This window comes from Leucobacter triazinivorans, from assembly GCF_004208635.1.
GTDB classification, from domain to species: Bacteria; Actinomycetota; Actinomycetes; order Actinomycetales; family Microbacteriaceae; genus Leucobacter; species Leucobacter triazinivorans.
In genome coordinates, this window is the sequence record NZ_CP035806.1 from 1,970,370 (window position 1) to 1,992,854 (window position 22,485).

A 22,485-nucleotide genomic window follows, 5' to 3' on the forward strand; every position below is an offset into this window, starting at 1 on the left:
CGCTGCGCGCTCGCGCAGTCGAAGTGATGAGGACGTAATGACGGTAGGACTCGAGCCCGAGCCCGCGGCGGCGGCCGCCATCGCGGGAGACCGCATCGATGTGCTGCGCGAATTCGCGCACGAGCTCGGGGCGCGCGGCGAGAAATTGGGTCTCATCGGACCGCTCGAGCCGCCGCGGCTGTGGACCCGGCATCTGCTCAACAGCGCAGTGCTCGCGCCGCTCGTGGCGCCGGAGGCGCAAGTGGCAGATATCGGCACGGGCGGGGGGATGCCCGGACTCGTTCTGGCGATCGTCAGGCCAGACGCGCGCTTCCGGCTGATCGAACCCATGGAGCGCCGCTGCACCTGGTTGAACGAGCAGATCGAGCGGCTCGGCCTCCGGAATGCCGAGGTGCTGCGGGGCCGCGCCGAGGAGTATCACGGCGCGTTCGAGGTGGACCAGGTCACCGCGCGAGCCGTGACCGCGCTCCGCAAGCTCGTGCCGCTGACCGCTCCCCTGCTCCGGGACGGCGGAGAGATGCTTTTTCTCAAGGGGACGTCGGTCGAGAGCGAGATCGACGCTGCCGAGAAGGTGCTGCGCAAGCATCGCGTGCGCGAGAGTGCGGTCGACGAGCTCGGGGTCGGGCTTCTGGATGAGACGACCCGGGTGTTTCGGGCTAAAATCGATAGACATGGCTGAAGCGGAGAAGTCGCTCGTCGGCGACCACCTCGTCGACAAGATCAGGCGACGCCGCAAACTCGCCGAGACGGTCTCCCCGCTGCCCGAGCAGCCGCGGGTGATCACCGTGTCGAACCAGAAGGGTGGGGTCGGCAAGACCACGACCACGGTCAACCTGGCGTCTGCTCTGGCGCGACGCGGTGCGAACGTGCTCGTCATCGATCTCGATCCCCAGGGCAACGCCTCGACGGCGCTCGGTGTGCCCCATCGCCCTGAGGTGACGAGCGTCTACGATGTGCTGCTCGGCGACAGCGGGCTCGCGGACGCGCTGCAGACGACCACCGATCACGAGAATCTCGACTGCGTGCCGTCGACGATCAATCTGGCGGGCGCCGAGATCGAACTCGTCTCGCTCGTGGCGCGGGAGCAGCGCCTGCGCACCGCGCTGCAGACGTTCCTCGCAGAGTCCGAGCGCAGTTATCACTACGTTTTCATCGATTGCCCGCCCTCGCTCGGGTTGCTCACGGTCAACGCCTTTGTCGCCGCAGATGAGGTGCTCATCCCTATTCAGTGCGAGTACTACGCACTCGAGGGGCTCAGCCAGCTGCTCGGCAACATTCAACTCATCCAGAAGCACTTGAATCCCGAGCTGCGGATCTCGACGATCCTGTTGACGATGTACGACGCGCGCACCAACCTCGCGCAGGAGGTGGCGGGCGAGGTGCGTGCGCACTTCCCGGAGCAGGTGCTGAACGCGGTGATTCCGCGTTCCGTGCGCATCTCGGAGGCGCCCAGCTACGGGCAGACGGTTCACGCCTACGACGGAGCGTCGATCGGGGGCCTCGCCTATCTGGAGGCGGCCGCCGAAATGGCCGAACGGGGTTCCGGGGTGCCGGAACGCATCAGTACTCAGAACGGAGAGGCGTAGTTCATGGCGACGAAGAAGCGAGGCGGGCTCGGCCGCGGGATCGGCGCGCTCATTCCGCAGTCGCCCTCGAACGGAGAGCGCCCGGTCGACGTGTTCTTCCCTGCCGGCGGCAGCGCGACCGCCCCGGTCGACGTGAGCGCCGAACCGGTCGAGGTGCCTACGGAGTCCGTCGAGACCGAGCGCGCGGCGGACCTGCAGGAGGTGCCGGGAGCGCAGTTGACCCGCTTGCCGGTCGCCGACATCGTCCCGAACCGCTCGCAGCCGCGCGTCGAGTTCGACGAGGAGGCGCTCGATGAGCTGACGCACAGCGTGCGGGAGTTCGGCGTCTTCCAGCCGGTGGTGGTGCGAGCGATCGAACCCGCGCCGACGGCGGGTGAACCGCGCTACGAGCTCATCATGGGCGAGCGCCGCCTGAGGGCCTCGAAGCGCGCCGGTCTCGAGACCATTCCGGCCATCGTGCGCAGCACCGCCGACGAGCACATGCTGCGCGACGCCCTGCTCGAGAACCTGCATCGAGCCCAGCTCAACCCGCTCGAAGAGGCATCCGCCTACCAGCAGCTCCTCGCGGACTTCGGCATCACCCAAGAGCAGCTCGCCGAGCGCATCGGACGTTCGCGTCCGCAGATCTCCAACACGATTCGCCTGCTGCGGCTCCCCGAGCCCGTGCAGACCCGGGTGGCCGCGGGAGTGCTCTCCGCCGGACATGCGCGGGCGATCCTCTCGCTCGACGGCGACGGCGAGGCGATGCAGCGCCTGGCAGACAAGATCGTCAACGAGGGGCTCTCGGTGCGTGCTGCGGAGGCGGCGGCTTCGGAGGAGCCGAAGCGGCGCACACCCAAACCGCGGGCGGGCGGGGTGCAGGCCCAGCTCGGAGAGATCGCCGAGCGTCTCGGGGATCGGTTCCACACGCGCGTCGCCGTGAAGCTCGGGGCCAAGAAGGGCCAGATCATCATCGATTTCGCGACGATTGCGGATCTCAAGCGCATTCTCTCGGAACTCGACGACCCCGGGTTCGGGTGATCCCGTACGCACGTGGGCGTGAGCGACTCGGATCGAGACTCAGAACACCAGAATCGTCACCGCTGAGCGCGGAGTAGCCCAGCAGGGACCGCGCGTCGACTGAGCGCCTGGGGCCCTGGTTTCGACTCCGCTCAACCGGGGGGTGCGCGCCGACTCCGCTCAACCCTCGTGCGGGATTCGACTCCGCTCGAGTGGCGCCCGGGGGCGCGCTGCCCGGCACTTCCCTCGCGGCCGATACGAATCCCGCCGCGAGGGAAGAACGGCTCAGATGATCCCGTTGAGGTGCTCCTCGATCATCGGCTTCGGCATCGCACCGATGATCTCGCGCACTTCCTCGCCGTTCTTGAAGACCTTCATCGCGGGGATGGAGGTGATGCGGTACTGGGCCGCGAGGTTCGGGTTCTCGTCGACGTTCAGCTTCACGATGCGCAGCTTGCCGTCTTGCTCGGCGGCGATCTGGTCGAGCACCGGCGCTACGGCGCGGCAGGGACCGCACCAGGCGGCCCAGAAATCGACCAGTACGGGGATCTCGCTCTGCAGGACGACCTTCTCGAAGGTCTGCTCGTCGACGTTGATGGGCTCACTCATATTGGCTCCTCTGTTCCTCGGAATGTGTGCGGAGATCAGCGCTCGACGAGCGCCTCCACCTCGACTCGGTCCAACTCGACGATCTCGGGCTCCGCGTGATCGTCGATCGCCGCGAGGTAGTGCTCGGCGTCGAGTGCCGCCACAGTGCCCGAGGCCGCAGCCGTGATGGCCTGACGGTAGGTCGGGTCGACCACGTCGCCCGCCGCGAAGACGCCGCGCGACGACGTGCGCGAGCTGCGCCCCTCGACGGCGACGGTGCCGTCCGCGGTCAGATCGAGCTTGCCGTGCACCAGGTGGGTGCGCGGATCGTTGCCGATCGCGATGAACAGGCCGTCGAGAGCGAGCTCGCTCTCCGCGCCGTCGACCGTGCTGCGCAGGGTCACGCCGGTGACCTGGCTCTCGCCCTGGATGCCGGCGATCTCCGCGTTCCACACGAACTCGATCTTCTCGTTGTCGAAGGCGCGCTGCTGCATGATCTTCGAGGCCTTGAGCTCTTCGCGGCGATGGATCACGTAGACCTTGTCGGCGAATCGGGTGAGGAAGGTGGCCTCTTCCATGGCCGAATCGCCTCCGCCGACCACGGCGATGGTCTTCTCCCGGAAGAAGAATCCGTCGCAGGTCGCGCACCACGAGACGCCGTGACCGGAGAGGCGATCCTCGTCGGGCAGGCCCAGCTTGCGATAGGCGGACCCGGTCGCGTAGATCACGGTGCGCGCCTCGTGCACCGTGCCGTCACCGGCGGTGAGCCGCTTGACCGCGCCGGAGAAGTCGACCTCCACCACATCGTCGTATACCACCTCGGTGCCGAACCGCTCGGCCTGCTCCTGCATCTTCTGCATGAGGTCGGGGCCCTGGATGCCCTCCGGGAACCCGGGGAAGTTCTCGACCTCGGTGGTGTTCATCAGTTCGCCGCCGATGGCGACGGAGCTCGCGAAGAGCACCGGCTTGAGGCCGGCGCGCGCGGCGTAGATGGCCGCCGTGAAACCGGCGGGACCGGAACCGATGATGATGATCTGATGCATGGGGCTCCTCGCGCGCAGTGCGGTTCTGACGCGGCCGGGGCCGCGCGGGCTGGATCGGGGTGCGGTCGTGACCGCGCAGGTGGTACAACCCATACTAGGGCGGCCCTATTCCGCGGTGCCGACTGCATCTGCGCTGCGGGCGTCCGTGGGTGCACCGCGTACCGATGCATCGGCGTCCTCCGCGGCTCCCCGGTCACCGCCGGCCCCGAGCCGTCGTCTGCGCCGCACGCTGCGCCAGGTGCCGAAGCCGAGCAGCAGCGCGGCGAGGGATCCGATCGTCCACAGCGCGATCGTCTCGAAGCTGCTGCGAATGGAGACGGGAAGCGTGCTCGTGTACACGGTCGGGTCGCCCCCGGCGGCCGAGACGGTGACCACGAGGCCCGACTCCCCCGACGAGACGCGGCTGCGCACGGGCACGAGCACCCGTTCGGTGGCCTCGGCGGGGACCACGACATCCGGGAACCGGCGTTCGGGTACTGAGAGCGCGGCCGAGGAGGGTTCGACCTGCACGGCGACGATCGCGTCGAAGGGGAGGGCATTGCGCAGTTGCACCGGCACCCGGGTCGAGCTTCCGACCAGCTGGGTGTGCTCGGTGCTGATCACGCGCACCCCCTCGAGCAGCTCCGCGTCGCGCTCGCGGAACTGCGCGGCCACGCTGTCGAAGTCGACATCGGGTGCTGCGTAGCGCGTGCTGAAGAGTTCGAGCAGACGTGCGCGCTGATAGCCGCTGAGATACTCGGGGTGCACGAGCACCGCGCCCAGCTCGGTCACGGAGGACTCGCGGTTCGCAGCGGAGCGCAGCAGCTCGAGGCGCTCTTCGCTGGTGCCACCGGCACGCAGAGCGGCGCGGCCCTCGGGTAGTTCCGAGGCTGCGACGGGTTCGACCCAGTCGAAGGAGGAGAGCAGCTCCAGTAGCTGCGCGGGATCCTGCGACTCCCCCGCGGCCCCGCGGTCGAGACCGAGCAGCAGACCGGGGGCGCCCTCCTGCGCCGCGAACGCGAGTCGGGCCGTGAGCCACGCGGCGCCCGCTGAGCGCTCGGCCGCCGTGTTCCCCGCGAGGGCGGCCCGTGCATCCGTGCCGAGCGCGTCGTCGGTGATCAGCACGCCGCTGCCCGAGATGCGAGTGCGCACTGCGTCCGAAGCGGTGGCGTTGCCCGATCCGAGCACGACCGTGTCGATGCCGGAGGCCTGGAGCAGCTCGAGAGTCGCCGTGTCGACGGCACCGTTCGCAGGCCACGCGATCGCCTCCCCCCGCGGCCAGTCCAGAAGCTCCTCGAGAGTGGGCAGCGTCTGCGCCTCCGGGTCCTCTGCTTCCGCACCCGGATCCTCCTGAGCCGCATCGCCCGCGTCGTCGGCATCGCCCGCATCGCCCGCGTCGTCGGCCGAGGCGTCGGCAGCGTCTTCGGGCCTGACGTCGTCCGCGCCCCCCGTGCCCGTATCCGCTGCCCCGTCCGCACCCGGGCTCGCGTTGCCGCCCTCGGGAGGCGGCGGAAAGCTGCCGAAGCGCGAGACGAAGTCGAGACTGCTCGGTGCGAGCAGCGACGTGTAGCCGAGCGCGGCCTGGGCCGCTGGATCCGCATCGGCGAACTGCAGGAGGAAGCCGGGCAGCGCGCTCTGCTCCAGACGCGTGAGGAACTGTCGAGAGCTTTCCGGCGCATCGTCGCCGTACGCTCGGATCCCGGCGATGACGCGCGGATCGATGGCCAGCGTGGCGCGGTGGGCGCGTGCGGCGGTGAGCAGTCGATCCCAGACCGGGACGAGTTCGTCGAGCTGGCTGCGCGTGGGGAGCGTGCGGATCTCCGATGGGAGTGCGAACGGCACGAGCACCCCGAGCGGCAGGCTGCTGCCCGTGCCCGGGGACTCGGCGCCCGCGGTGTCTGAGCCGCCACCCGTCGCCGCAGGGCCGCGCCACACCACGGGGGTGAACGCCGTGACGCTCGGCGCGGTCGTCGCGCCGGACGTGTCGGAGGTGTCCGGGGTGTCGGGGGTGAACGAGGCCCGCACGGCGTAGACGCCGCGCGCGCTGAGCGCAGGCAGCTCGTCCAGGGGCACGGTGACGGCGGAGGTCTGCTCGCTCTCGGGAGCCGTCTCCCCGACGCGCGACTCGGCGAGGTGCACCGTCGGGGCGGCGGGCTCGGCGCTCAGCTCCTCGGGCGACTGCGCCGCCTGCATCGCGATGCGCACCTCGATCGTGCCGCTCGGGATCGCCGCCTCCCCCGTGTTGCGGATCAGCACGTCGAACGCGGCGTCGGCTCCCTCGCCGATCACCGGATCCTGCGGCGCGACGACGAGCTCCGCCGTGAGCGGCCGAGGATCCGCCGGCTCGGACTCCGCCAGTGCCGGCGTCGCCGGCCCGGCCAGCACGCCGAGGGCGAGCAGCGCGGCGCAGGACGCGCGAGTGCGACGCCGACGAGCAGAGGACATGACGCCCAGTCTATGGACCGACGCTGACACGCATCCGAGGCCGCGGATCCCCCGCTACGCTGGGAGGATGCGCTCCCTCGCCGAATCGATGCAGGCGCTGCGGGCCATCGCAGCGTCCGAGCCCGTCGCGACGCTCGCCGCCGCGTTCGCCGAGCGCGGCCACGAGTTCGCGCTGGTCGGCGGACCCGTGCGCGACGCGCTTCTGGGCCGCCCAGTGACCGATCTCGACTTCACCACCTCGGCGCGACCGCACGAGACCCGCGAGATCCTCGAGTCGCTCACCCGGAGCGTGTGGGACGTGGGCCGGGACTTCGGCACCATCGCGGCTCAGCTCCGCGGCGAGAGCGTCGAGATCACCACTTACCGCGCCGACACCTATCGGGACGACTCCCGCAAGCCGGAGGTCAGCTACGGCGACTCGATCGAGGGCGATCTGGTGCGCCGCGATTTCACCATCAACGCCCTCGCGCTCATGCTGCCCGAGCTGCGCCTGGTGGATGTGGGCACCGCTTCGGCAAGCGGCGCGGGGGGCGTGGAGGATCTGCTTGCGGGGGTGATCCGCACCCCGGGTGCGGCAGAGGCATCGTTCACCGACGACCCGCTGCGCATGCTGCGCGCCGCGCGCTTCGCCGCCCAGCTCGGCTTCGAGGTGTCCGCCGATACGCAGGAGGCGATGGTGCGCCTCGCGGATCGCCTCGACATCGTCTCCGCCGAACGCGTCCGCGACGAGTTCGTGAAGCTGCTCTCGACCGACGATCCCATCTCCGGGATCCGCCTGCTCGTCGACACCGGCCTGGCCGAGCGCTTCTTGCCGGAGCTCACGGCGCTCGTGACCACGCAGGACGATCACGGCCGCCACAAGGACGTCTACGAGCACAGCCTCACCGTGCTGCGGCAGGCGATCGCCCTCGAAGCCGCGCGCGGGCACGATCCATCGCCGGACGTCGTGCTGCGGATCGCCGCGCTGCTGCACGACATCGGCAAGCCCGCCACGCGCCGCTTCGAGCGCGGCGGCGTGACCTTTCACCACCACGACGTCGTGGGGGCGAAGCTCGCGCGCAGGCGCCTGCGCGAGCTGCGCTTCGACAACGACACCGTCAAGCGGGTGTCGCGGCTCGTCGAGCTGCACCTGCGCTTCTTCGGCTACAGCGATCAGCAGTGGACCGATGCCGCCGTGCGGCGCTACGTGCGCGACGCCGGTGGCGAACTCGAACGTCTGCACATCCTCACCCGCGCCGACGTGACCACCCGCAACCGGCGCAAGGCAGAGCGGCTCGAGCACGCCTACGACGACATCGAGCGGCGGATCGGCGAGCTCGCCGAGGCCGAGGAGCTCGCGGCCGTGCGCCCCGAGCTCGACGGCGCGCGGATCATGGCGATTCTGGGGATCCCGCCCGGGCCGCTGGTGGGCCGGGCCTACACCTACCTGCTCGAGCTGCGGCTCGACGAGGGGCCGATCGGCGCGGAGGCGGCTGAGGAGCGGCTGCGGTCGTGGTGGGCGGAGCAGGCCTCCGCCCATTGAGCGGGGCGCAGCGGCGTCGAGATCGCGGATTCACCCCCGCACTCTCGTCGGAGCGACTTCGGGAAGGAACATGGAGAAGATGACGCAGGATCCGAGCGAGTGGTTCGACGGACGCGCGCGTGTGATGTTCGTGCACGCGCATCCCGATGACGAGACCATCACGACCGGGGGCACTCTCGCAGCGCTGGCCGAGGCGGGGCGGGAGCCACTGCTCGTCACCCTGACGCGCGGCGAGCAGGGGGAGGTCGTCGCGGGCCCGCTCGAGGCGCTGGTCGCGGCCCACGGGCTCGCGGTGGCGCGGCAGAACGAGCTGCGCACCGCGCTCGGCATGCTCGGGATCGAGCGTCACGCGTTCCTCGGCGTCGAGCCTGCGCGCGCGGACGGCCTCTCCCCCGCCATCTACGAGGATTCGGGCATGCAGTGGGGAGACGACGGCCGAGCGATCCCGGATCCCGCGGCCGGACCGGACGCGCTGACGAGCGTGCCCGCCGTCGAAGTGCTGAACGACCTGCTCGCGGCTGCATATCGGGCCGGCGCGCAGGGCATCGTGAGCTACGACGACGGCGGAGGGTACGGCCACCCGGACCACGTGCTCGCCCACCGAGTGGCGCGCGCCGTCGCGCAGGCGCTCGAACTGCCGTTCTGGGAAATCGTGCCGGCGGGATCGATGGAGCCTGCGCGGTCCGACTCCGACGTGAGCCCCGGATCCGCCGACATTCCGGAGTCCGGAGATGGTCGCGGGCGCGTCGAAGCCCACGACGTCTCCCCCTGGGTCGACCGCAAGGTCGCGGCGCTCCGCGCGCACGCGACGCAGCTCACCGTCGACCGGGGCGACATCGTGCACGTGGGCGGGCAGCGGGAGCCGATCGGCGGGATCGAGGCGTTCCGCCGTCGATAGCGGGATCCTCGTGGGCCGCGGAATCCCTACTGCAGTCGACGCCGCAAAGGTGCTAAGCTGTTCTAGTTGTCTGCGTGTCGAGCGATCCGCTCCGCGCGCGGGCACGATGCACAACAACCCTCCTGTCACAGAAATCCTGTGGCCGTGAAGTCCGAAGGAGGTGGGTCAGTAATGCATCCGTACGAACTCATGGTGATCCTCGATCCCGGTATCGACGAGCGCACCGTGGCCCCCAGCTTGGAGAAGTTCCTCGGCGTCATCCGCAATGCGGGCGGCGAGATCGAGAACGTCGACATCTGGGGCAAGCGCCGTCTCGCCTACGAGATCAAGAAGCAGGCCGAGGGCATCTACGCCGTGGTGAACTTCACCGCGACCCCCGAGGCCACCGCAGAGCTCGACCGTCAGCTGGGCCTGTCCGAGGCCGTGCTGCGCACCAAGGTGCTCCGCGCAGACGAGCTCATCGCCCAGCGCGCCGCCCAGGCCAAGCGCGATCAGGCCAAGGCCGCTCGTGCCGCCGCGAAGGTGGGCGCGTAGCTCATGGCCGGCGAGCCGCTGATCACAGTGGTCGGCAACCTGGTTGCCGACCCGGAGCCGCGCGTCAGCCAGGCGGGCAAGTCGTGGGTGACCTTCCGGATCGCCTCGACGCCGCGCGTGCGCGACCGCCAGTCCGGTGATTGGTCGGATGGCGAGCCGCTGTGGCTGGGGTGTCGCGCGTACGGCGAGTACGCCGACAACATCGCCGCGTCGCTCACCAAGGGCATGCGCGTCGTCGTGCAGGGCCGCCTCACCCAGCGCAGCTACACCGACAACCAGGGGCAGCAGCGTACCTCCCTCGACCTCGAGGTCGAGGAGATCGGACCGTCGCTCCGCTTCGCCACGGCCCAGGTCAACCGCGGGCAGTCGCGCGGCCAGGTCGGCGGTTTCGGTGGCGGCGGGCAGCCGCAGGGCCAGAGCGGTTGGGGCAAGCCCGCCGGGCAGCAGCAGGACAACCCCTGGACCAACTCGGGCCAGGGCGGTGCCGGCGGCGGCGATTTCGGCGGCGGCTTCGACGACGAGCAGCCCTTCTAGGCAAGAAACTTCTTGATCCGGTGCAGCCGGATCGCATCACGAAAAGAGACCAAATATGGCAGGCAAGTCCAGCGGCGCAGGCCGCAAGCCGGGTCGGGGCAAGAACCCCAAGACCCTCGCTCCGGCGAAGAAGCAGACCGTCGGCGTCATCGACTACAAGGATGTCGCGACGCTGCGCAAGTTCATCTCTGAGCGCGGCAAGATCCGCGCCCGCCGCATCACCGGCGTGTCCGTGCAGGAGCAGCGTCTGATCGCGAAGGCCGTGAAGAACGCCCGCGAGATGGCTCTCCTCCCCTACGCCGGCTCCGGCCGCTAAGGAGTAGACCATCATGGCGAAGGTAATTCTCACGAACGAGGTCCAGGGCCTCGGCTCCGCCGGTGACGTCGTCGACGTCAAGAACGGCTACGCTCGCAACTACCTCGTGCCGCAGGGCTACGGGGTGCACTGGACCCGCGGTGGCGAGGCCCAGGTCGCACAACTCCGCGCCGCGCGCGAGGCCCGTGCTCTCGCCTCGGCCGAGGACGCGCAGGCGCTCAAGGCCAAGCTGCAGGAGGGCAAGATCCGTCTGCAGGCGAAGACCGGCACCGGCGGACGGCTGTTCGGTTCGGTGAAGCCCGCTGCGGTCGCCGCCGCGGTCTCGGAGGCCGGCATCGGCGAGATCGACAAGCGCAAGATCACCGTCCCGTCGATCAAGTCGACCGGTGAGTACCGCGCGATCATCCACCTGCACGAGGGCGTGGATGCCGAGGTGACCCTGCAGGTCATCTCGCAGCGCTGAGCAGTTTCTCGCGCACGGCGCGGTGGGGCGGCGATCCGATGGATCGTCGCCCCACCGGCGTTTTCGGGGCGTGCTGCACCGATGACTCCGAGGCCGAGGCGCTCCGGGTGCTCGGGCTCGGGGCGACGAACGGTGCGAGAACGGCCGGTGAATCGCGGGAAACGCCCGGACGTCGATTCGTTCTTGACAAATGCGGCGTTCTCCCGAGGTTGTCCACATCTCGGCACTCCGGACAAGCCTCAAGTTCTACCTGAAACTTGAATAACTTTTTGCGTGTGGAAAAGCTAAACTCCTGATCAGACCGTATAAATATTGCACAGTCCACAAGCTCTCCACAACTTGTCCCCAAGAGTGTGGAAAGTCTGCGGCGCAAAGCGGGCAGTTATCCCCGTAGTTATCCACAGGCCGAGTTGCGGGGAGATCGGACCCGTTTGAGACCGGTCAGCCCTGCCCCTACCGTGAATGTCCGGGGTCCGGTGTCTGATCGTTCAGTAACATCCCCCACTCATCGTGAAGGAGTGAGCGAGTGTCCATCGCACACCTGGGTATCCCAGATCCGTTCGTCGAAGACGCAGCCCGCGGGCACGAACGCACGCCTCCGTACGACCTTCTCGCCGAGCAGAGCGCACTGGGCGGGATGCTGCTCTCGAAGGACGCCGTGGCGGACGTCACCGGGCTGCTCACGGGCGGCGACTTCTACGTTCCGAAGCACGAGGTCATCTACGAGGCGGTGCTCTCGCTCTACTCGCGCGGCGAGCCCACGGACGTGATCACCGTCACCGACGAGCTCACCAAGGCGGGCGAGCTGCAGCGCGCGGGCGGCGCCGAGTACCTCCACACGCTCACCAGCATCGTGCCCACCGCCGCGAATGCGAGTTTCTACGCTGAGATCGTCGCCGAGAAGGCGCTGCTCCGACGGCTCGTCGAGGCCGGTACCCGGATCGTGCAGATGGGGTACGCCGGCGAGGGCGAGGCCATCGACCTTGTCAATGTCGCGCAGTCCGAGATCTACGGCGTGACGGGCGAGAGCCAGGGCGAGGACTACGTCCCGCTGCATCTGGCGGTCGACGCGGCCCTCGAGGAGATCAACAAGGCCAACGGCGCAGCCGACGGAATGCTCGGGGTGCCGACGGGCTTCAGCGAACTCGACGCGATGACCAACGGCTTCGCGGGAGGCCAGATGATCATCATCGCCGCGCGCCCCGCCATGGGCAAGTCGACGCTCGCGATGGACGTGGCGCGCAATGCCTCGGTGCACGCCAACGCCCCGACCGTGTTCTTCTCGCTCGAGATGGGGCGTGCGGAGATCGCCATGCGTCTCCTCGCCGCAGAGGCGAGTATTCCGATGCAGACCCTGCGCAAAGGCGCACTGGACAACCGGGATTTCCAGAAGCTCGCGGCCACCCAGGCGCGCGTCTCCGAGGCGCCGCTGTACATCGACGACAGCCCGAACCTGACGCTTGTCGAGATCCGCGCCAAGTGCCGGCGGCTCAAGCAGCAGCACGGTCTGCGCATGGTCGTGATCGACTACCTGCAGCTGCTCTCGAGCGGCAAGAAGTCCGAGAGCCGGCAGCAGGAGGTCAGCGAGTTCTCTCGTGCGCTGAAGCTCCTCTCCAAGGAGCTCGATGTGCCCGTCATCGCGCTATCGCAGCTCAACCGAGCGTCCGAGCAGCGCGCGGACAAGATGCCGGCTATCAGCGACCTGCGCGAGTCGGGCTCGCTCGAGCAAGACGCCGACATGGTGATCCTGCTCCATCGGGAGGCCGTGGGCGATCGCGACAGCCCGCGCGCCGGCGAGGCCGACTTCATCCTTGCGAAGCAGCGTAACGGTCCCACGGGCACCGTCACCGTCGCGTTCCAGGGCCACTACTCGCGCTTCCAGGACATGCCGCAGGGCGTCTGAGTGCATGCGCGTCTCCCGCGGTGCCGGCGGTCAGGAGCCGCCCACTCGGGCGCGATAGACTGGAAGACGAGGAAAGGGGAGTCATGGCTGCTGCGGTGACCGGCACTGGGCCGTCGACGACCCCCGAAGCCTCCGACCACGTCGCGCGGATGCCGCGCAGTGTGAGCCTGGTGCGCGTCGTCGTGCTGCTCGTCGCCGGTATCGTCATCGCGTTCACCGCGACACTGCACGAGCAGCTCGGCTTCGACCGGTCGGTGGCCGCGATCGCGCTGGGCGGGATCGCGCTCGCGCACCTGATCGAGTGGACCTCCCAGCGGTCGAGCGCTCCCGGAGCGGTGCCGCTGCTGCTCGCGATCGCCGCTGCCGCTGCCGCTGTCGTGCTGCCCTTCACCGCCACGGCGATCCTGTTCGCCTGCGTGATCTCGGCCTGGGCGCTCGTGAGTGCGCTGCTCGAGTTCATCGGCAGCGTCGTGCGTCCCGGCAGCCGGGCCGATGCCGCGCTGCTCGGCGCCTCGGGGATCCTGCTCGCGCTCCTGACGCTTCTGGTGCGCGAAGACCCCGTCGCCGTGCTCGGGTTCTTTGGCGCGTACACGATCATCGCGGGAGTCTTCTTGGGCATCTCCGCCTTCGATACGCGGCGCAGCGAACCCGCGCGACGCGACCGCTAGCACACCGATCCGACACGAAAGCAGACGATGAGCCAGTCTCCCGAGCCCACCGAGCAGGATCCCGTGACCCCGTCGCGCCGGGATCGCCTGCGCCCGCTGGAACTCGTCGGCTTCTCCGGGGTGCTCGGCGTGTTCGCCGGACTGATCGTGCTCATGGCGACCCGCGATTGGGTGCTCTCGCTCATCTTCCTGGCGGTCGGCTTCATCGTCTCGGTGATGATGGTGGCGCTCGTGGGGCTCGGCGGCAAGCCGAGCGCCGAGGATCTCGAGGCGCGCAAGGATCTGCGTCGCCCAGACGACACGAACTGGCACTGACGCGGGACCGGCCCGAGCGGCCGCACGTCTGCTCGTGCCGCCGCCCCCTCACCGTTCCCGCGTGCGGCGCGCGCGACGCTCGTTGGCCCGGTGCCTCGTCCAGGCGCGGGCGTCGCGGCTCGAGAGCGCGAGCAGCACCAGAATGTCCAGCGCAAGCGTGACGAGGGTGGTGCGCACGGTGATCTCCTCACCCATGGCGAAGTAGGCGATCGCCGAGACGGTGATACTCGTGGTGGCTCCGATCATCACGAAGATGCGGGCGCCGTTGCTGCCGCGCCAGACCGCCCAGGCCAGAGCCAGGAGCAGCAGCGCCCAGGCGCCCTCGACGCCGAGCACTACGCCGAGGGCCCACGCGGACTCGGCGGTCGTGAGCTCGAGCTCATCACGGATCGACGCCCACTCCCGCAGCAGGCCGACACTCCACAGCATGGCGCCTCCGGCGCGGAGCACCACCAGCGCGGCGCCCCCGGCGACGGAGGACGGGCGGGACGCGCGAGCGTGCGGCTGCGCGTCTCGCGCGAAGAGCGCCGCGGCGGGCTCGACCGCGGACCGCTTCCGCGGCTGCTCAATCACGGGTCGCCCCCTCTGGGAGTCCGCGCAGATCCAGGATCGGCAGATCCCCGTCCGTCCGTATGCTGTCGCCGCCGCCGTTGCGGGAGTGATAGCCCGTCGAGAAATCCGCCAGCAGCTCGACTCCGGCGGCATCGTTTGCGCCGATGACGGTCGCGACCACGTGGTCCCGCTCGACGTCGATGTCGGCGTCGATCTTGTGCGTGATCTGCAGCGTGAAGAGCGAGAAGCCGACTGCGCGATCGAAGGTGCCAGCTGCGAGCCAATCGACCCGGGCGCCGCCGGGCAGCAGCCATCCGTCCGGCGTGCGCCAGAAGCGCACGTGGTGCCGCTTCGCCGGATTCCCCGCGACCTCCTGCTGGTACGCGAAGTCCTGAATGCGTCCGAAGAGCAGCAGGGGGCTCACGGGCGCGCGCTCGTAGCTGCGCCGGGTGAGCGTCGAGGTGATGATGAGCCACGACGAGCGCAGCGTCACCGGGTCGGCGAGGATCCAACCCGCCTGCGTCATGGCGCGGTGCAGCTGGGCCTCGGAACCGCGGGCCGAGAGGTTGATGGGGTCGCCCAGCAGCCCGTCGCTCGTGCGAGTGCGGGCGATGAAGTAGTCGGGCACGTAGATCGTGGTCAGTATGCGGTGCAGGCGGGGCAGCACGAGATACGCCAGCAGTCCCCAGAACGCCACGAGGAAGAGGATCCCGAACCAGCCGAAGCTGAACGTCTCGGTGAGCACGAGCCACGCCAGCCAGATCGCTGCGAGGCCGGCGTAGACGAAGAAGAACTCGTCGAGCACGGCCGTGAGCGAAACGCGAGAACGCTGCACCGGGTCCATGGACCCATGCTAGTCGCAGCGGTGCCGACGGCCGCGGCCCGGGTGGGGCGGACGGCCTGGCGGAGCGGGTGGGGCGGGCGCAGCAGCCGCAGCGGGCGCAGCAGCCGCCGGATCCTCAGACCTCGGGGTCTGCGGGGTCCAGCGGAGCGTGGTGGTCGAAGGCGGCCGCCCCGCGCTTCCAGTAGCCGGTGATCGCGTACTGCTGGCGCGGCACCTCGAGTTCGCCGCGCAGCAGGCGGCGCAGGGGCACGAGTCGGGTCGCCTCTCCCGCCGCGAATACGTAGGTGCCGTCGTCGATGCCCGCCTCGCGCACGGCGGCCGCCAGGCCGTCGGAACCTGGCGGGGGAGCGGCGACGGGCACATCGCGGCCGCCCTGCGCAGCGAGATACGCTCGCACCCAGTCGAGACCGCCGACAACGTCAGCGATGATCTCGATACGCGCAGACGACGGCATGTCGGCGATCCACCGCGACGCGGCCGGCAGGGCGGTCTCATCGACCACGCAGAGCACCCGAGGTGCGCGGGAGGCGACCGAGAGCGAGCCCCGCGGCCCCACGATCACGATCTCATCGCCGAGTTCGGCGCGATCCGCCCAGCGTGCTGCAGGGCCCGGGCCCGGGTGCCGCAGGATGTCGAGGTCGAACACCCGGTGCCCCGAGCCGGGGCTCGTGCGCACGTTGAGCGGCGTGAAGTCTCGGCCGAAGGCGACGCCGGCGGGGCGCACGATCCCGCTCTCGTGCGGACCAGCGGGTGCGGGGGCCGTGAGCTCGCCCGTCTCGGGATCGGGGAAGAAGACTCGCGCGTGATCCTCCGGTCCAGTGCTCGCCCAATCGCCGAGCTCGTCGCTCGAGAGCGTCACCCGAGTGAAGCGTTCGATCTCGATGAGGTCGATCACCGTCACACGTCGCGCGGTGAAGCGGTGCGCGGTGCGAACTCGGGTGAAGCGATCGCCCGGCAGCTGAGTTGCGGTCACGGGGAGGATCCTCTCGTCGGATGCCTCCACCCTGGCACACCGGGGTCGGTGCTGCCAGGGGGTCGCCGGCGCGTGGCGCCTCGGCGACCGCGCGTGCTCAGCGCTGCAGGAAGTCGAGCAGCCGCACCGCGTCGCCGATGTAGGTGGCAGGGGTCAGCGCGAGCAGCCGCTGCTTCGCCGCGTTCCCGATCTCGAGGCCCTCGACGAACTCCACGAGTTCGGCCTGGCCGATGCGGCGATCGCGGGTGAGTTCCTTGAGCACGGCGTAGGGATCCGCGATGGTCGAGCGGCCGGCCGTCACCTCGGCGCGGATCACGGTCTGGATCGCCTCGCCCAGCACCTCCCAATTGGCGTCGAGGTCGGCGGCGAGCACCTCGGGGGCGGCGTCGATCTGGCCGAGGCCCTTGAGGATGTTGTCGAGCGCGAGCACGGAGTGGCCGAGACCGACGCCGATGTTGCGCTGCGCCGACGAATCCGTGAGGTCGCGCTGCCAGCGGCTCGTCACGAGGGTGGCGGCGAGGGAGTCGAGGATCGCGTTCGAGAGCTCGAGGTTGGCCTCGGCGTTCTCGAAACGGATCGGGTTGACCTTGTGCGGCATGGTCGAGGATCCCGTCGCCCCGGCGACCGGGATCTGGCGGAAGTAGCCGATGGAGATGTAGCTCCAGATGTCGGTGGCGAGGTTGTGCAGGATCCGGTTGGCGTGCGCGATACGCGTGTAGAGCTCCGACTGCCAGTCGTGCGACTCGATCTGCGTCGTGAGCGGGTTCCAGTCGAGGCCGAGGCCCTCCACGAACTCCTGCGAGACGCGGGTCCAATCGGTATCGGGATCGGCCGCGAGATGCGCCGCGAACGTGCCCGTGGCGCCCGAGAACTTCCCGAGGTACTCGATGTCGTCGATCTGGTTCAGCTGCCGTTCGAGACGGTGCACGAAGACCGCGAGCTCCTTGCCGAGCGTGGTCGGCGTGGCGGGCTGACCGTGCGTGCGGCTCATCATGGGCAGCTCGCGGTACTGCTCGGCCTGGCGGGCGAGCTCTCCGATGACCTTCTCGAAGCGGGGGCGCCACACGTCTGCGATGGCCTGCTTCACCGTGAGCGCATAAGAGAGGTTGTTGATGTCCTCGCTGGTGCAGCAGACGTGGGTGAGCTCGGCGAGGTGGCTGAGGCCCTGCCGCTCGAGCTGCCCGCGGACGAGGTACTCGACGGCCTTCACGTCGTGCTGGGTGGTGCGCTCGGTCTCGGCGAGCTCGTCGATCTCGGCCTGCCCGAAGCCCGCGGCCCACTCGCGCAGTGCGGCGACCTGCTCATCGGCGATGGGGGCGCCGCCGAGCAGCGCGTGCTGCGTCAGGTAGACGAGCCACTCCACCTCGACGTGCACGCGCGCCTTGTTGAGGCCCGCCTCCGAGAGCGTGTCGCCGAGGCCCGCGACCTGCGCGCGGTAGCGGCCGTCGAGCGGGCTGAGGGGCTGCGGGGGCAGGGGCGTCATGGAGTCTCCGTGCAGTCGTGGCGTGAGGTGCGCGATCCTCCGCGCGATCCGAGGTCCATTCTCTCACGCACCCGGCGCCCCCGCGGTGTCAGCACCCGGCGCCTCGACCCGCCCCAGCCCGCGCCTCCGCGCCCTCTGTCTTCGGGCGTCAGTAGTTGCTGCCTCCCGTCAGGTTTGGTGACAACTACTGACGCCCGAAGACAGTGCGCGTGGCGTCTCGCGTGGCAGGGTGGGGCGTGGCGGGCGGGGTGGGTCGCCGCGCGGTGGGGTGTGGCGGGCGCGAGGGCCCGCGGTGCGAGGTGGAAACGGCGCGCGAATGCGGTCAGCTGCGCCGAGTCAGGTGTTCGAGCAGCGCGGCGCTGCTGCGCTCGACCTGCGCCAGCACCTTGTGAAAGGCGCCCTGCTCCGAGCAGTAGGGGTCGAAGACATCCGGGTCGGTCGGCCGCTCGGGGTCGAAGGCGGTGAGCAGGCTGAGGCGATCCGGATCGGCACCGAGCTCGCGCAGGTGCCGCTCGTGGCCCCGGTCCAGGGCGATGAGCTGGTCGTGACCCGCGATGTCGGCGCTGCTCACCCGCGTGGCGCGGTGGCCGCTGCCGTCGTCTGCCCGAGGGTTCGCAGAATTTCAGGACGCGTCTGCTGCACTACGCACCGCATTGCGCAGCAGACGCGTCCTGAATTCCGCGACGGCGGCCCGCTCAGCGATCCTTCTTCTTGCCGGTGCCGAGCAGGCCGTTCAGCAGACCCGCGAGGATCGACATCACCAGCGCCGCGAGCACGCCCCACCAGAACGACTCGATCCGCAGGCCGAATCCCGCGAGGTCGGAGAGCCAGGCGACGACCGCGAAGAGGAATCCGTTCACGATGAGGCCGAACAGGCCCAGCGTGAGGATGGTGAGCGGGATCGAGACGAAGCGCACCACGCGGCCGAGCGTCCCGTTGACGAGCCCGAAGACCAGTGCTACGAGCACGAGGGTGAGCAGCGGCGCGTACTCGTCGTCGCTGATGGGGGCGATCCACACGCCGTGCTGACCGCGGCCGCCCACGATGAGCGTGGTGAGCCAGAGCGCGAAGGCGCCGACGAGAACTCTGATGATGGTGCGCATGCCACCAGTCTCCCAGCCCGAGCTGCGGAGCGGCGCAGATCTTGCCTGCCGGTGCGCGATCCGCGCAGGAGAACCGGCGGGCCGCTGCGCCCCACCTCTACACTGAACATCCATGAGCGAAAACGCCGTGCCGCCCGTCCGCCTCCGTCCCGACGTGCTCGCAACGCCCGCCTACCGGCAGGGCGCCGCCCCCACCAAGCCCGGGTTCAAGCTCTCGAGCAACGAGAACCCCTTCGCGCCGCTACCCGGCGTGCTCGAGGCGATCGCGCGGCGCGCCGAGCAGACGAACCGCTACGGGGCCGCCGCGATGCCCGAGCTGCGGGCGATGCTCGCCGGGTTCTTCGGGGTGAGCCTCGACGGAGTGCACCTCGGCGCCGGTTCGGTCGCGATCCTCTACCAGCTGGTGCAGGCCGCGGCGGGGCCGGGCGACGAGTTCGTCCACGCCTGGCCCAGCTTCGAGGCGTATCCGTCCCTGGGACTCGCGTCGGGCGCCGTCCCCGTCGCGGTGCCGCTGACCGCGCGCTCCGAGCACGACCTCGACGCCATGGCCGCCGCGGTCACCGAGCGCACGCGCGTCGTGCTGCTCTGCACGCCGAACAACCCGACCGGGCCGGCGATCCGGCGCGCCGACTTCGACCGCTTCATGGCGCAGGTGCCGCGCGACGTCCTGGTGGTGCTCGATGAGGCGTACCGGGAGTTCGTCACCGATCCCGACGCCGTGCGGGGCGAGGACGTGCTGCGAGACCACCGCAACCTCGTGGTGCTGCGCACCTTCTCGAAGGCCTACGGGCTGGCAGGCCTGCGGATCGGGTACGGGGTCGGCGATCCCGCGATCCTCGGCGCCGCGGCGAGCGTCTCGATCCCGCTGTCGGTGACCGGCATCGCGGAGAGCGCCGCCCTCGCGTCGCTCGCTCCGGAGGCGCGGGCGGCGAACGCGGATCGGATCGCCGAGCTCGTGACGCGGCGCGACGCGCTCGCCGCCGGACTGCGCGAGCAGGGCATCGCCGTTCCCGCGGCGCAGGGCAACTTCGTCTGGATCCCCGAGACCGCACCTGGCGAGGGCGGCGTGCCCAGCGCTCTCGCGCTCGCCGCCGATTTCGCAGAGCAGGGCACCCTCGTGCGGCCGTTCGCCGGTCACGGCGTGCGCATCTCGGTGGGGGAGCCGGAGAGCCTGCCCGAGGTGCTGCGCATCGTCGGCGCCCACCGTCAGCAGGAGCCGGCTCCCGCGATGCACCCGGCCCCGTTCCGCGCGAGTGCCGGTACCGCAGCGTCCGGCGGGTGAATATCCGCCCCGCGACATGGGGCGCGATTACACTGGGTCGAGATGAGCGAAGAGACGACTGACACCCCGCTGCTGTCCGGTGGCGCGGATCCCGAGCCGATCCGCTTCCTCGACGACGCCGGCGACTACGCGCCCTCGAGCACCGCGGCCGCGTTCGCGGACGAGCTCTCGGCGGTCGGCGCCGACGACTTCATGCAGTGGTATCGCGACATGGTCTCGACCCGCGCGTTCGACACCGAGTGCACGCACCTGCAGCGCCAGGGACAGCTCGCACTCTGGGTGCCCAGTGTCGGTCAGGAAGGCTGCCAGGTCGGCCTGGCCCGCGCGTCGGAGCCGCAGGATCATATCTTCCCGGCCTACCGCGAGCACGCGATCGCGAAGATCCGCGGCGTGCCCTTCGTGCAGGTGGCTGCGCTCTTCCGCGGGCTCACCCACGGCGGCTGGGACGTCACCGACCCGGCCAACGGCAACTTCCACCTCTACACGCTCGTGCTCGGCGCGCAGACGCAGCACGCCACGGGCTACGCCCTCGGTCAGCTGCTCGATGCCAAGCGCCGCGCCGCCGATCCGGCCCTCGACGCGGGGGAGCCCGGCACCGCGACGGGCGAGGCGACCATGGTGTTCTACGGCGACGGCACCACCAGCCAGGGCGACGCCAACGAGGCGATGATCTTCGCTGCCAGCTACCAGACGCCCGAGGTGTTCGTGGTGCAGAACAACGGGTGGGCCATCTCGGTGCCCGTGGCCCGGCAGTCGCGCACGCCGCTGTACCGCCGCGCCCTCGGCTTCGGCCTGCGCAGCGTGCAGATCGACGGCAACGACCCGCTCGCGGCCTACGCGGTGGGCCGTCGGTTCCTGCGCGACGCGCGCGAGGGGCGGGGCCCGAGCTACATCGAGGCCCTCACGTACCGCATCGGGGCCCACACCACGAGTGACGACCCCACGCGCTACCGCGCGTCCGGCGAGCTCGAGAGCTGGCGGCGGCGCGACCCGATCGCCCGCCTCGAGACCTACCTGCGCACGCTCGGCGTCGGAGACGACTTCTTCGACGAGGTGCGCGAGACCGCGGATGCCGAGGCGAAGCGCATTCGCGACGGGATCCTGAGCCTGCCGGCGCCCGAGCCCGATTCCATGTTCGCGCACGTCTACTCCGAGCCGCATCCCCGCGTCGAGGAGCAGCGCGAGTGGCTCGAGCGCTACGAGTCGTCGTTCGCGTCCGAGACGCAGGGAGGGGCGGGCGCATGAGCACGACCGAGACCGATGAGACGCGTCGGATCGCGCGGGATCCCGAGGCTCCCACGACGTCCGCGCACCGGGTTCCCGCCGCACCGACCGTGCTGAGCGAGCGCACCACGCTGCCGCTCGCCAAGGCCATCAACGAGGGCCTGCGCGCCGCGATGGCGGCAGATGACCGCGTGCTGCTGATGGGCGAGGACATCGGCCCCCTCGGGGGCGTGTTCCGCGTCACCGACCGCCTGCAGGCCGAGTTCGGGTCGGCACGGGTGCTCGACACCCCGCTCGCCGAGGCCGGCATCGTCGGCAGCGCGATCGGCCTCGCCATGCGGGGCTACCGCCCGGTCATCGAGATCCAGTTCGACGGCTTCATCTTCCCCGCGTTCAATCAGATCGTCACCCAGCTCGCCAAGCTCACCAGTCGCCACGACGGCAGGGTGCCCATGCCCGTGGTCATCCGGGTGCCGTACGGCGGCCACATCGGCGCGGTCGAGCATCACCAGGAGAGCCCGGAGGCCTACTTCGCGCACACCCCGGGACTGCGCGTCGTCGCGCCGTCCACCCCCAACGACGCGTACTGGATGATCCAGCAGGCGATCCAGTCGTCGGATCCGGTGCTGTTCTTCGAGCCCAAGGCGAAGTACTGGCAGAAGGGCGAGGTCGATCCTTCGGCGCCGACCGCCGAGCTGCACCGCACGCGGGTGGCGCGCTCGGGCAGCGACTGCACCGTGGTGTCCTGGGGGGCGATGGTCACCACCGCGCTGCAGGCCGCCGAGGTGGCGCAGGCCGAGGGCACGAGCCTCGAGGTGGTGGATCTGCGCAGCCTCTCGCCCGTCGACTACGGTCCGCTGCTCGACTCCGTGCGCCGCACCGGGCGCCTCGTCGTCGCCCAGGAGGCGCAGGGCGGCGTCAGCCTCGGCAGCGAGATCGCCGCCTACGTCGCCGAGCACGCCTTCTACTCGCTGCAGGCGCCGGTGCTGCGCGTCGCCGGGTACGACGTACCCTTCCCCCCGGCGAGGCTCGAGGGGCTCTACCTGCCGGATGCCGACCGGGTGCTCGAGGCCGTCGACCGCACGATGCACTACTGAGGTGCGCCGGTGCGCCAGTCCGAGTCATCGCGAGCGACGGAGGAGTCGCGCGGTCGCGCAGTGAGATTCCGCGACTCGCGAGATCGCGCGGACTGACCGGACACCCCAGACATACGCTGTTGCCACACCGAATC

24 protein-coding genes are annotated in these 22,485 nt (G+C 70.1%); 15 read left to right on the forward strand and 9 right to left on the reverse strand.

Features of this window, described 5'->3' with window-relative positions:
• Nucleotides 1-37: 37 nt before the first annotated feature.
• The 3 genes from rsmG to EVS81_RS08980 are packed head-to-tail and all read left to right on the forward strand — an operon-like array spanning nt 38 to nt 2,606.
• Nucleotides 38-679: a 16S rRNA (guanine(527)-N(7))-methyltransferase RsmG gene (rsmG, locus tag EVS81_RS08970; protein WP_130110084.1), complete on the forward strand. Its 642-nt coding sequence runs from the start codon at nt 38-40 to the stop codon at nt 677-679.
• Complete coding sequence (locus EVS81_RS08975) at nt 672-1,586, forward strand: ParA family protein (protein ID WP_130110085.1); 915 nt, start codon at nt 672-674, stop codon at nt 1,584-1,586. Before rsmG ends, EVS81_RS08975 begins: the two co-directional genes overlap by 8 nt.
• Before the next feature lie 3 nt (nt 1,587-1,589).
• Complete coding sequence (locus EVS81_RS08980; RefSeq protein WP_130110086.1) at nt 1,590-2,606, forward strand: ParB/RepB/Spo0J family partition protein; 1,017 nt, start codon at nt 1,590-1,592, stop codon at nt 2,604-2,606.
• A 264-nt stretch (nt 2,607-2,870) separates the two neighbouring features.
• On the opposite strand, the gene trxA is transcribed toward EVS81_RS08980, so the two are convergent.
• From trxA to EVS81_RS08995, 3 genes are all read right to left on the reverse strand, one after another.
• Nucleotides 2,871-3,194: a thioredoxin gene (gene trxA / locus EVS81_RS08985; RefSeq protein WP_130110087.1), complete on the reverse strand. Its 324-nt coding sequence runs from the start codon at nt 3,192-3,194 to the stop codon at nt 2,871-2,873.
• Nucleotides 3,195-3,229: 35 nt separating this feature from the next.
• Complete coding sequence (gene trxB / locus EVS81_RS08990) at nt 3,230-4,216, reverse strand: thioredoxin-disulfide reductase (protein WP_130110088.1); 987 nt, start codon at nt 4,214-4,216, stop codon at nt 3,230-3,232.
• A 105-nt stretch (nt 4,217-4,321) separates the two neighbouring features.
• Complete coding sequence (locus tag EVS81_RS08995; RefSeq protein ID WP_130110089.1) at nt 4,322-6,640, reverse strand: DUF6049 family protein; 2,319 nt, start codon at nt 6,638-6,640, stop codon at nt 4,322-4,324.
• 67 nt (nt 6,641-6,707) lie between these two features.
• Here EVS81_RS08995 and EVS81_RS09000 point away from each other — a divergent pair, with 67 nt between their 5' ends.
• From EVS81_RS09000 to EVS81_RS09040, 9 genes are all read left to right on the forward strand, one after another.
• The gene (locus tag EVS81_RS09000) at nt 6,708-8,162 is read left to right on the forward strand and encodes a CCA tRNA nucleotidyltransferase (RefSeq protein WP_130110090.1); all 1,455 of its coding nucleotides are present in this window, start codon (nt 6,708-6,710) and stop codon (nt 8,160-8,162) included.
• Nucleotides 8,163-8,232: 70 nt separating this feature from the next.
• The gene (locus EVS81_RS09005; protein WP_130110091.1) at nt 8,233-9,060 is read left to right on the forward strand and encodes a PIG-L family deacetylase; all 828 of its coding nucleotides are present in this window, start codon (nt 8,233-8,235) and stop codon (nt 9,058-9,060) included.
• Nucleotides 9,061-9,231: 171 nt separating this feature from the next.
• Nucleotides 9,232-9,594, forward strand: coding sequence for a 30S ribosomal protein S6 (gene rpsF, locus EVS81_RS09010; RefSeq protein WP_130110092.1), 363 nt, complete (start codon nt 9,232-9,234; stop codon nt 9,592-9,594).
• Between the two features lie 3 nt (nt 9,595-9,597).
• Nucleotides 9,598-10,128, forward strand: a complete 531-nt coding sequence (gene ssb, locus EVS81_RS09015; RefSeq protein ID WP_130110093.1) for a single-stranded DNA-binding protein — start codon at nt 9,598-9,600, stop codon at nt 10,126-10,128.
• A gap of 55 nt (nt 10,129-10,183) precedes the next feature.
• Complete coding sequence (gene rpsR / locus EVS81_RS09020) at nt 10,184-10,444, forward strand: 30S ribosomal protein S18 (RefSeq protein WP_130110094.1); 261 nt, start codon at nt 10,184-10,186, stop codon at nt 10,442-10,444.
• Between the two features lie 13 nt (nt 10,445-10,457).
• A complete protein-coding gene (gene rplI, locus EVS81_RS09025) occupies nt 10,458-10,907 on the forward strand; it encodes a 50S ribosomal protein L9 (protein ID WP_130110095.1) in 450 nt (149 codons plus the stop codon).
• 526 nt (nt 10,908-11,433) lie between these two features.
• Nucleotides 11,434-12,810 carry a replicative DNA helicase gene (gene dnaB, locus EVS81_RS09030; protein ID WP_130110096.1) on the forward strand — a complete coding sequence of 459 codons (1,377 nt, stop codon included), beginning with the start codon at nt 11,434-11,436 and terminating at the stop codon, nt 12,808-12,810.
• Between the two features lie 83 nt (nt 12,811-12,893).
• Nucleotides 12,894-13,478, forward strand: a complete 585-nt coding sequence (locus EVS81_RS09035) for a hypothetical protein (RefSeq protein WP_240739790.1) — start codon at nt 12,894-12,896, stop codon at nt 13,476-13,478.
• A 27-nt stretch (nt 13,479-13,505) separates the two neighbouring features.
• A complete protein-coding gene (locus tag EVS81_RS09040) occupies nt 13,506-13,793 on the forward strand; it encodes an ABC transporter ATP-binding protein (RefSeq protein WP_130110097.1) in 288 nt (95 codons plus the stop codon).
• Nucleotides 13,794-13,841: 48 nt separating this feature from the next.
• On the opposite strand, the gene EVS81_RS09045 is transcribed toward EVS81_RS09040, so the two are convergent.
• The 6 genes from EVS81_RS09045 to EVS81_RS09070 form a co-directional block, all read right to left on the reverse strand.
• Nucleotides 13,842-14,366, reverse strand: coding sequence for a hypothetical protein (locus tag EVS81_RS09045; protein WP_130110098.1), 525 nt, complete (start codon nt 14,364-14,366; stop codon nt 13,842-13,844).
• On the reverse strand, nt 14,359-15,189 hold the full coding sequence (locus tag EVS81_RS09050; protein ID WP_130110099.1) for an LssY C-terminal domain-containing protein: 831 nt from the start codon (nt 15,187-15,189) through the stop codon (nt 14,359-14,361). Before EVS81_RS09050 ends, EVS81_RS09045 begins: the two co-directional genes overlap by 8 nt.
• A gap of 115 nt (nt 15,190-15,304) precedes the next feature.
• A complete protein-coding gene (locus EVS81_RS09055) occupies nt 15,305-16,162 on the reverse strand; it encodes a siderophore-interacting protein (protein WP_240739791.1) in 858 nt (285 codons plus the stop codon).
• A 97-nt stretch (nt 16,163-16,259) separates the two neighbouring features.
• Nucleotides 16,260-17,645 (reverse strand): adenylosuccinate lyase, encoded by a 1,386-nt coding sequence (gene purB / locus EVS81_RS09060; protein ID WP_130110100.1) that lies wholly within the window; start codon nt 17,643-17,645, stop codon nt 16,260-16,262.
• 322 nt (nt 17,646-17,967) lie between these two features.
• The gene (locus EVS81_RS09065; RefSeq protein ID WP_130110101.1) at nt 17,968-18,216 is read right to left on the reverse strand and encodes an arsenate reductase/protein-tyrosine-phosphatase family protein; all 249 of its coding nucleotides are present in this window, start codon (nt 18,214-18,216) and stop codon (nt 17,968-17,970) included.
• Nucleotides 18,217-18,340: 124 nt separating this feature from the next.
• Nucleotides 18,341-18,748 carry a phage holin family protein gene (locus tag EVS81_RS09070; RefSeq protein WP_130110102.1) on the reverse strand — a complete coding sequence of 136 codons (408 nt, stop codon included), beginning with the start codon at nt 18,746-18,748 and terminating at the stop codon, nt 18,341-18,343.
• A gap of 112 nt (nt 18,749-18,860) precedes the next feature.
• Between EVS81_RS09070 and EVS81_RS09075 the strand changes: the two genes are divergently transcribed.
• From EVS81_RS09075 to EVS81_RS09085, 3 genes are read left to right on the forward strand one after another with little or no spacing between them, the layout of a single operon-like run.
• On the forward strand, nt 18,861-20,030 hold the full coding sequence (locus tag EVS81_RS09075) for a histidinol-phosphate transaminase (protein ID WP_130110103.1): 1,170 nt from the start codon (nt 18,861-18,863) through the stop codon (nt 20,028-20,030).
• 42 nt (nt 20,031-20,072) lie between these two features.
• Nucleotides 20,073-21,275, forward strand: a complete 1,203-nt coding sequence (locus EVS81_RS09080) for a thiamine pyrophosphate-dependent enzyme (RefSeq protein WP_130110104.1) — start codon at nt 20,073-20,075, stop codon at nt 21,273-21,275.
• The gene (locus tag EVS81_RS09085; protein ID WP_130110105.1) at nt 21,272-22,351 is read left to right on the forward strand and encodes an alpha-ketoacid dehydrogenase subunit beta; all 1,080 of its coding nucleotides are present in this window, start codon (nt 21,272-21,274) and stop codon (nt 22,349-22,351) included. The genes EVS81_RS09080 and EVS81_RS09085 overlap by 4 nt, the downstream gene beginning before the upstream one ends.
• Nucleotides 22,352-22,485: the final 134 nt, after the last annotated feature.

Bases quoted from the DNA above. Each gene is read 5' to 3' on its own strand.
- rsmG (WP_130110084.1), top strand. From the start codon at position 38: ATGACGGTAGGACTCGAGCCCGAGCCCGCGGCGGCGGCCGCCATCGCG.
- EVS81_RS08975 (WP_130110085.1), top strand. From the start codon at position 672: ATGGCTGAAGCGGAGAAGTCGCTCGTCGGCGACCACCTCGTCGACAAG.
- EVS81_RS08980 (WP_130110086.1), top strand. From the start codon at position 1,590: ATGGCGACGAAGAAGCGAGGCGGGCTCGGCCGCGGGATCGGCGCGCTC.
- trxA (WP_130110087.1), bottom strand. From the start codon at position 3,194: ATGAGTGAGCCCATCAACGTCGACGAGCAGACCTTCGAGAAGGTCGTC.
- trxB (WP_130110088.1), bottom strand. From the start codon at position 4,216: ATGCATCAGATCATCATCATCGGTTCCGGTCCCGCCGGTTTCACGGCG.
- EVS81_RS08995 (WP_130110089.1), bottom strand. From the start codon at position 6,640: ATGTCCTCTGCTCGTCGGCGTCGCACTCGCGCGTCCTGCGCCGCGCTG.
- EVS81_RS09000 (WP_130110090.1), top strand. From the start codon at position 6,708: ATGCGCTCCCTCGCCGAATCGATGCAGGCGCTGCGGGCCATCGCAGCG.
- EVS81_RS09005 (WP_130110091.1), top strand. From the start codon at position 8,233: ATGGAGAAGATGACGCAGGATCCGAGCGAGTGGTTCGACGGACGCGCG.
- rpsF (WP_130110092.1), top strand. From the start codon at position 9,232: ATGCATCCGTACGAACTCATGGTGATCCTCGATCCCGGTATCGACGAG.
- ssb (WP_130110093.1), top strand. From the start codon at position 9,598: ATGGCCGGCGAGCCGCTGATCACAGTGGTCGGCAACCTGGTTGCCGAC.
- rpsR (WP_130110094.1), top strand. From the start codon at position 10,184: ATGGCAGGCAAGTCCAGCGGCGCAGGCCGCAAGCCGGGTCGGGGCAAG.
- rplI (WP_130110095.1), top strand. From the start codon at position 10,458: ATGGCGAAGGTAATTCTCACGAACGAGGTCCAGGGCCTCGGCTCCGCC.
- EVS81_RS09035 (WP_240739790.1), top strand. From the start codon at position 12,894: ATGGCTGCTGCGGTGACCGGCACTGGGCCGTCGACGACCCCCGAAGCC.
- EVS81_RS09040 (WP_130110097.1), top strand. From the start codon at position 13,506: ATGAGCCAGTCTCCCGAGCCCACCGAGCAGGATCCCGTGACCCCGTCG.
- EVS81_RS09050 (WP_130110099.1), bottom strand. From the start codon at position 15,189: ATGGACCCGGTGCAGCGTTCTCGCGTTTCGCTCACGGCCGTGCTCGAC.
- purB (WP_130110100.1), bottom strand. From the start codon at position 17,645: ATGACGCCCCTGCCCCCGCAGCCCCTCAGCCCGCTCGACGGCCGCTAC.
- EVS81_RS09070 (WP_130110102.1), bottom strand. From the start codon at position 18,748: ATGCGCACCATCATCAGAGTTCTCGTCGGCGCCTTCGCGCTCTGGCTC.
- EVS81_RS09075 (WP_130110103.1), top strand. From the start codon at position 18,861: ATGAGCGAAAACGCCGTGCCGCCCGTCCGCCTCCGTCCCGACGTGCTC.
- EVS81_RS09080 (WP_130110104.1), top strand. From the start codon at position 20,073: ATGAGCGAAGAGACGACTGACACCCCGCTGCTGTCCGGTGGCGCGGAT.
- EVS81_RS09085 (WP_130110105.1), top strand. From the start codon at position 21,272: ATGAGCACGACCGAGACCGATGAGACGCGTCGGATCGCGCGGGATCCC.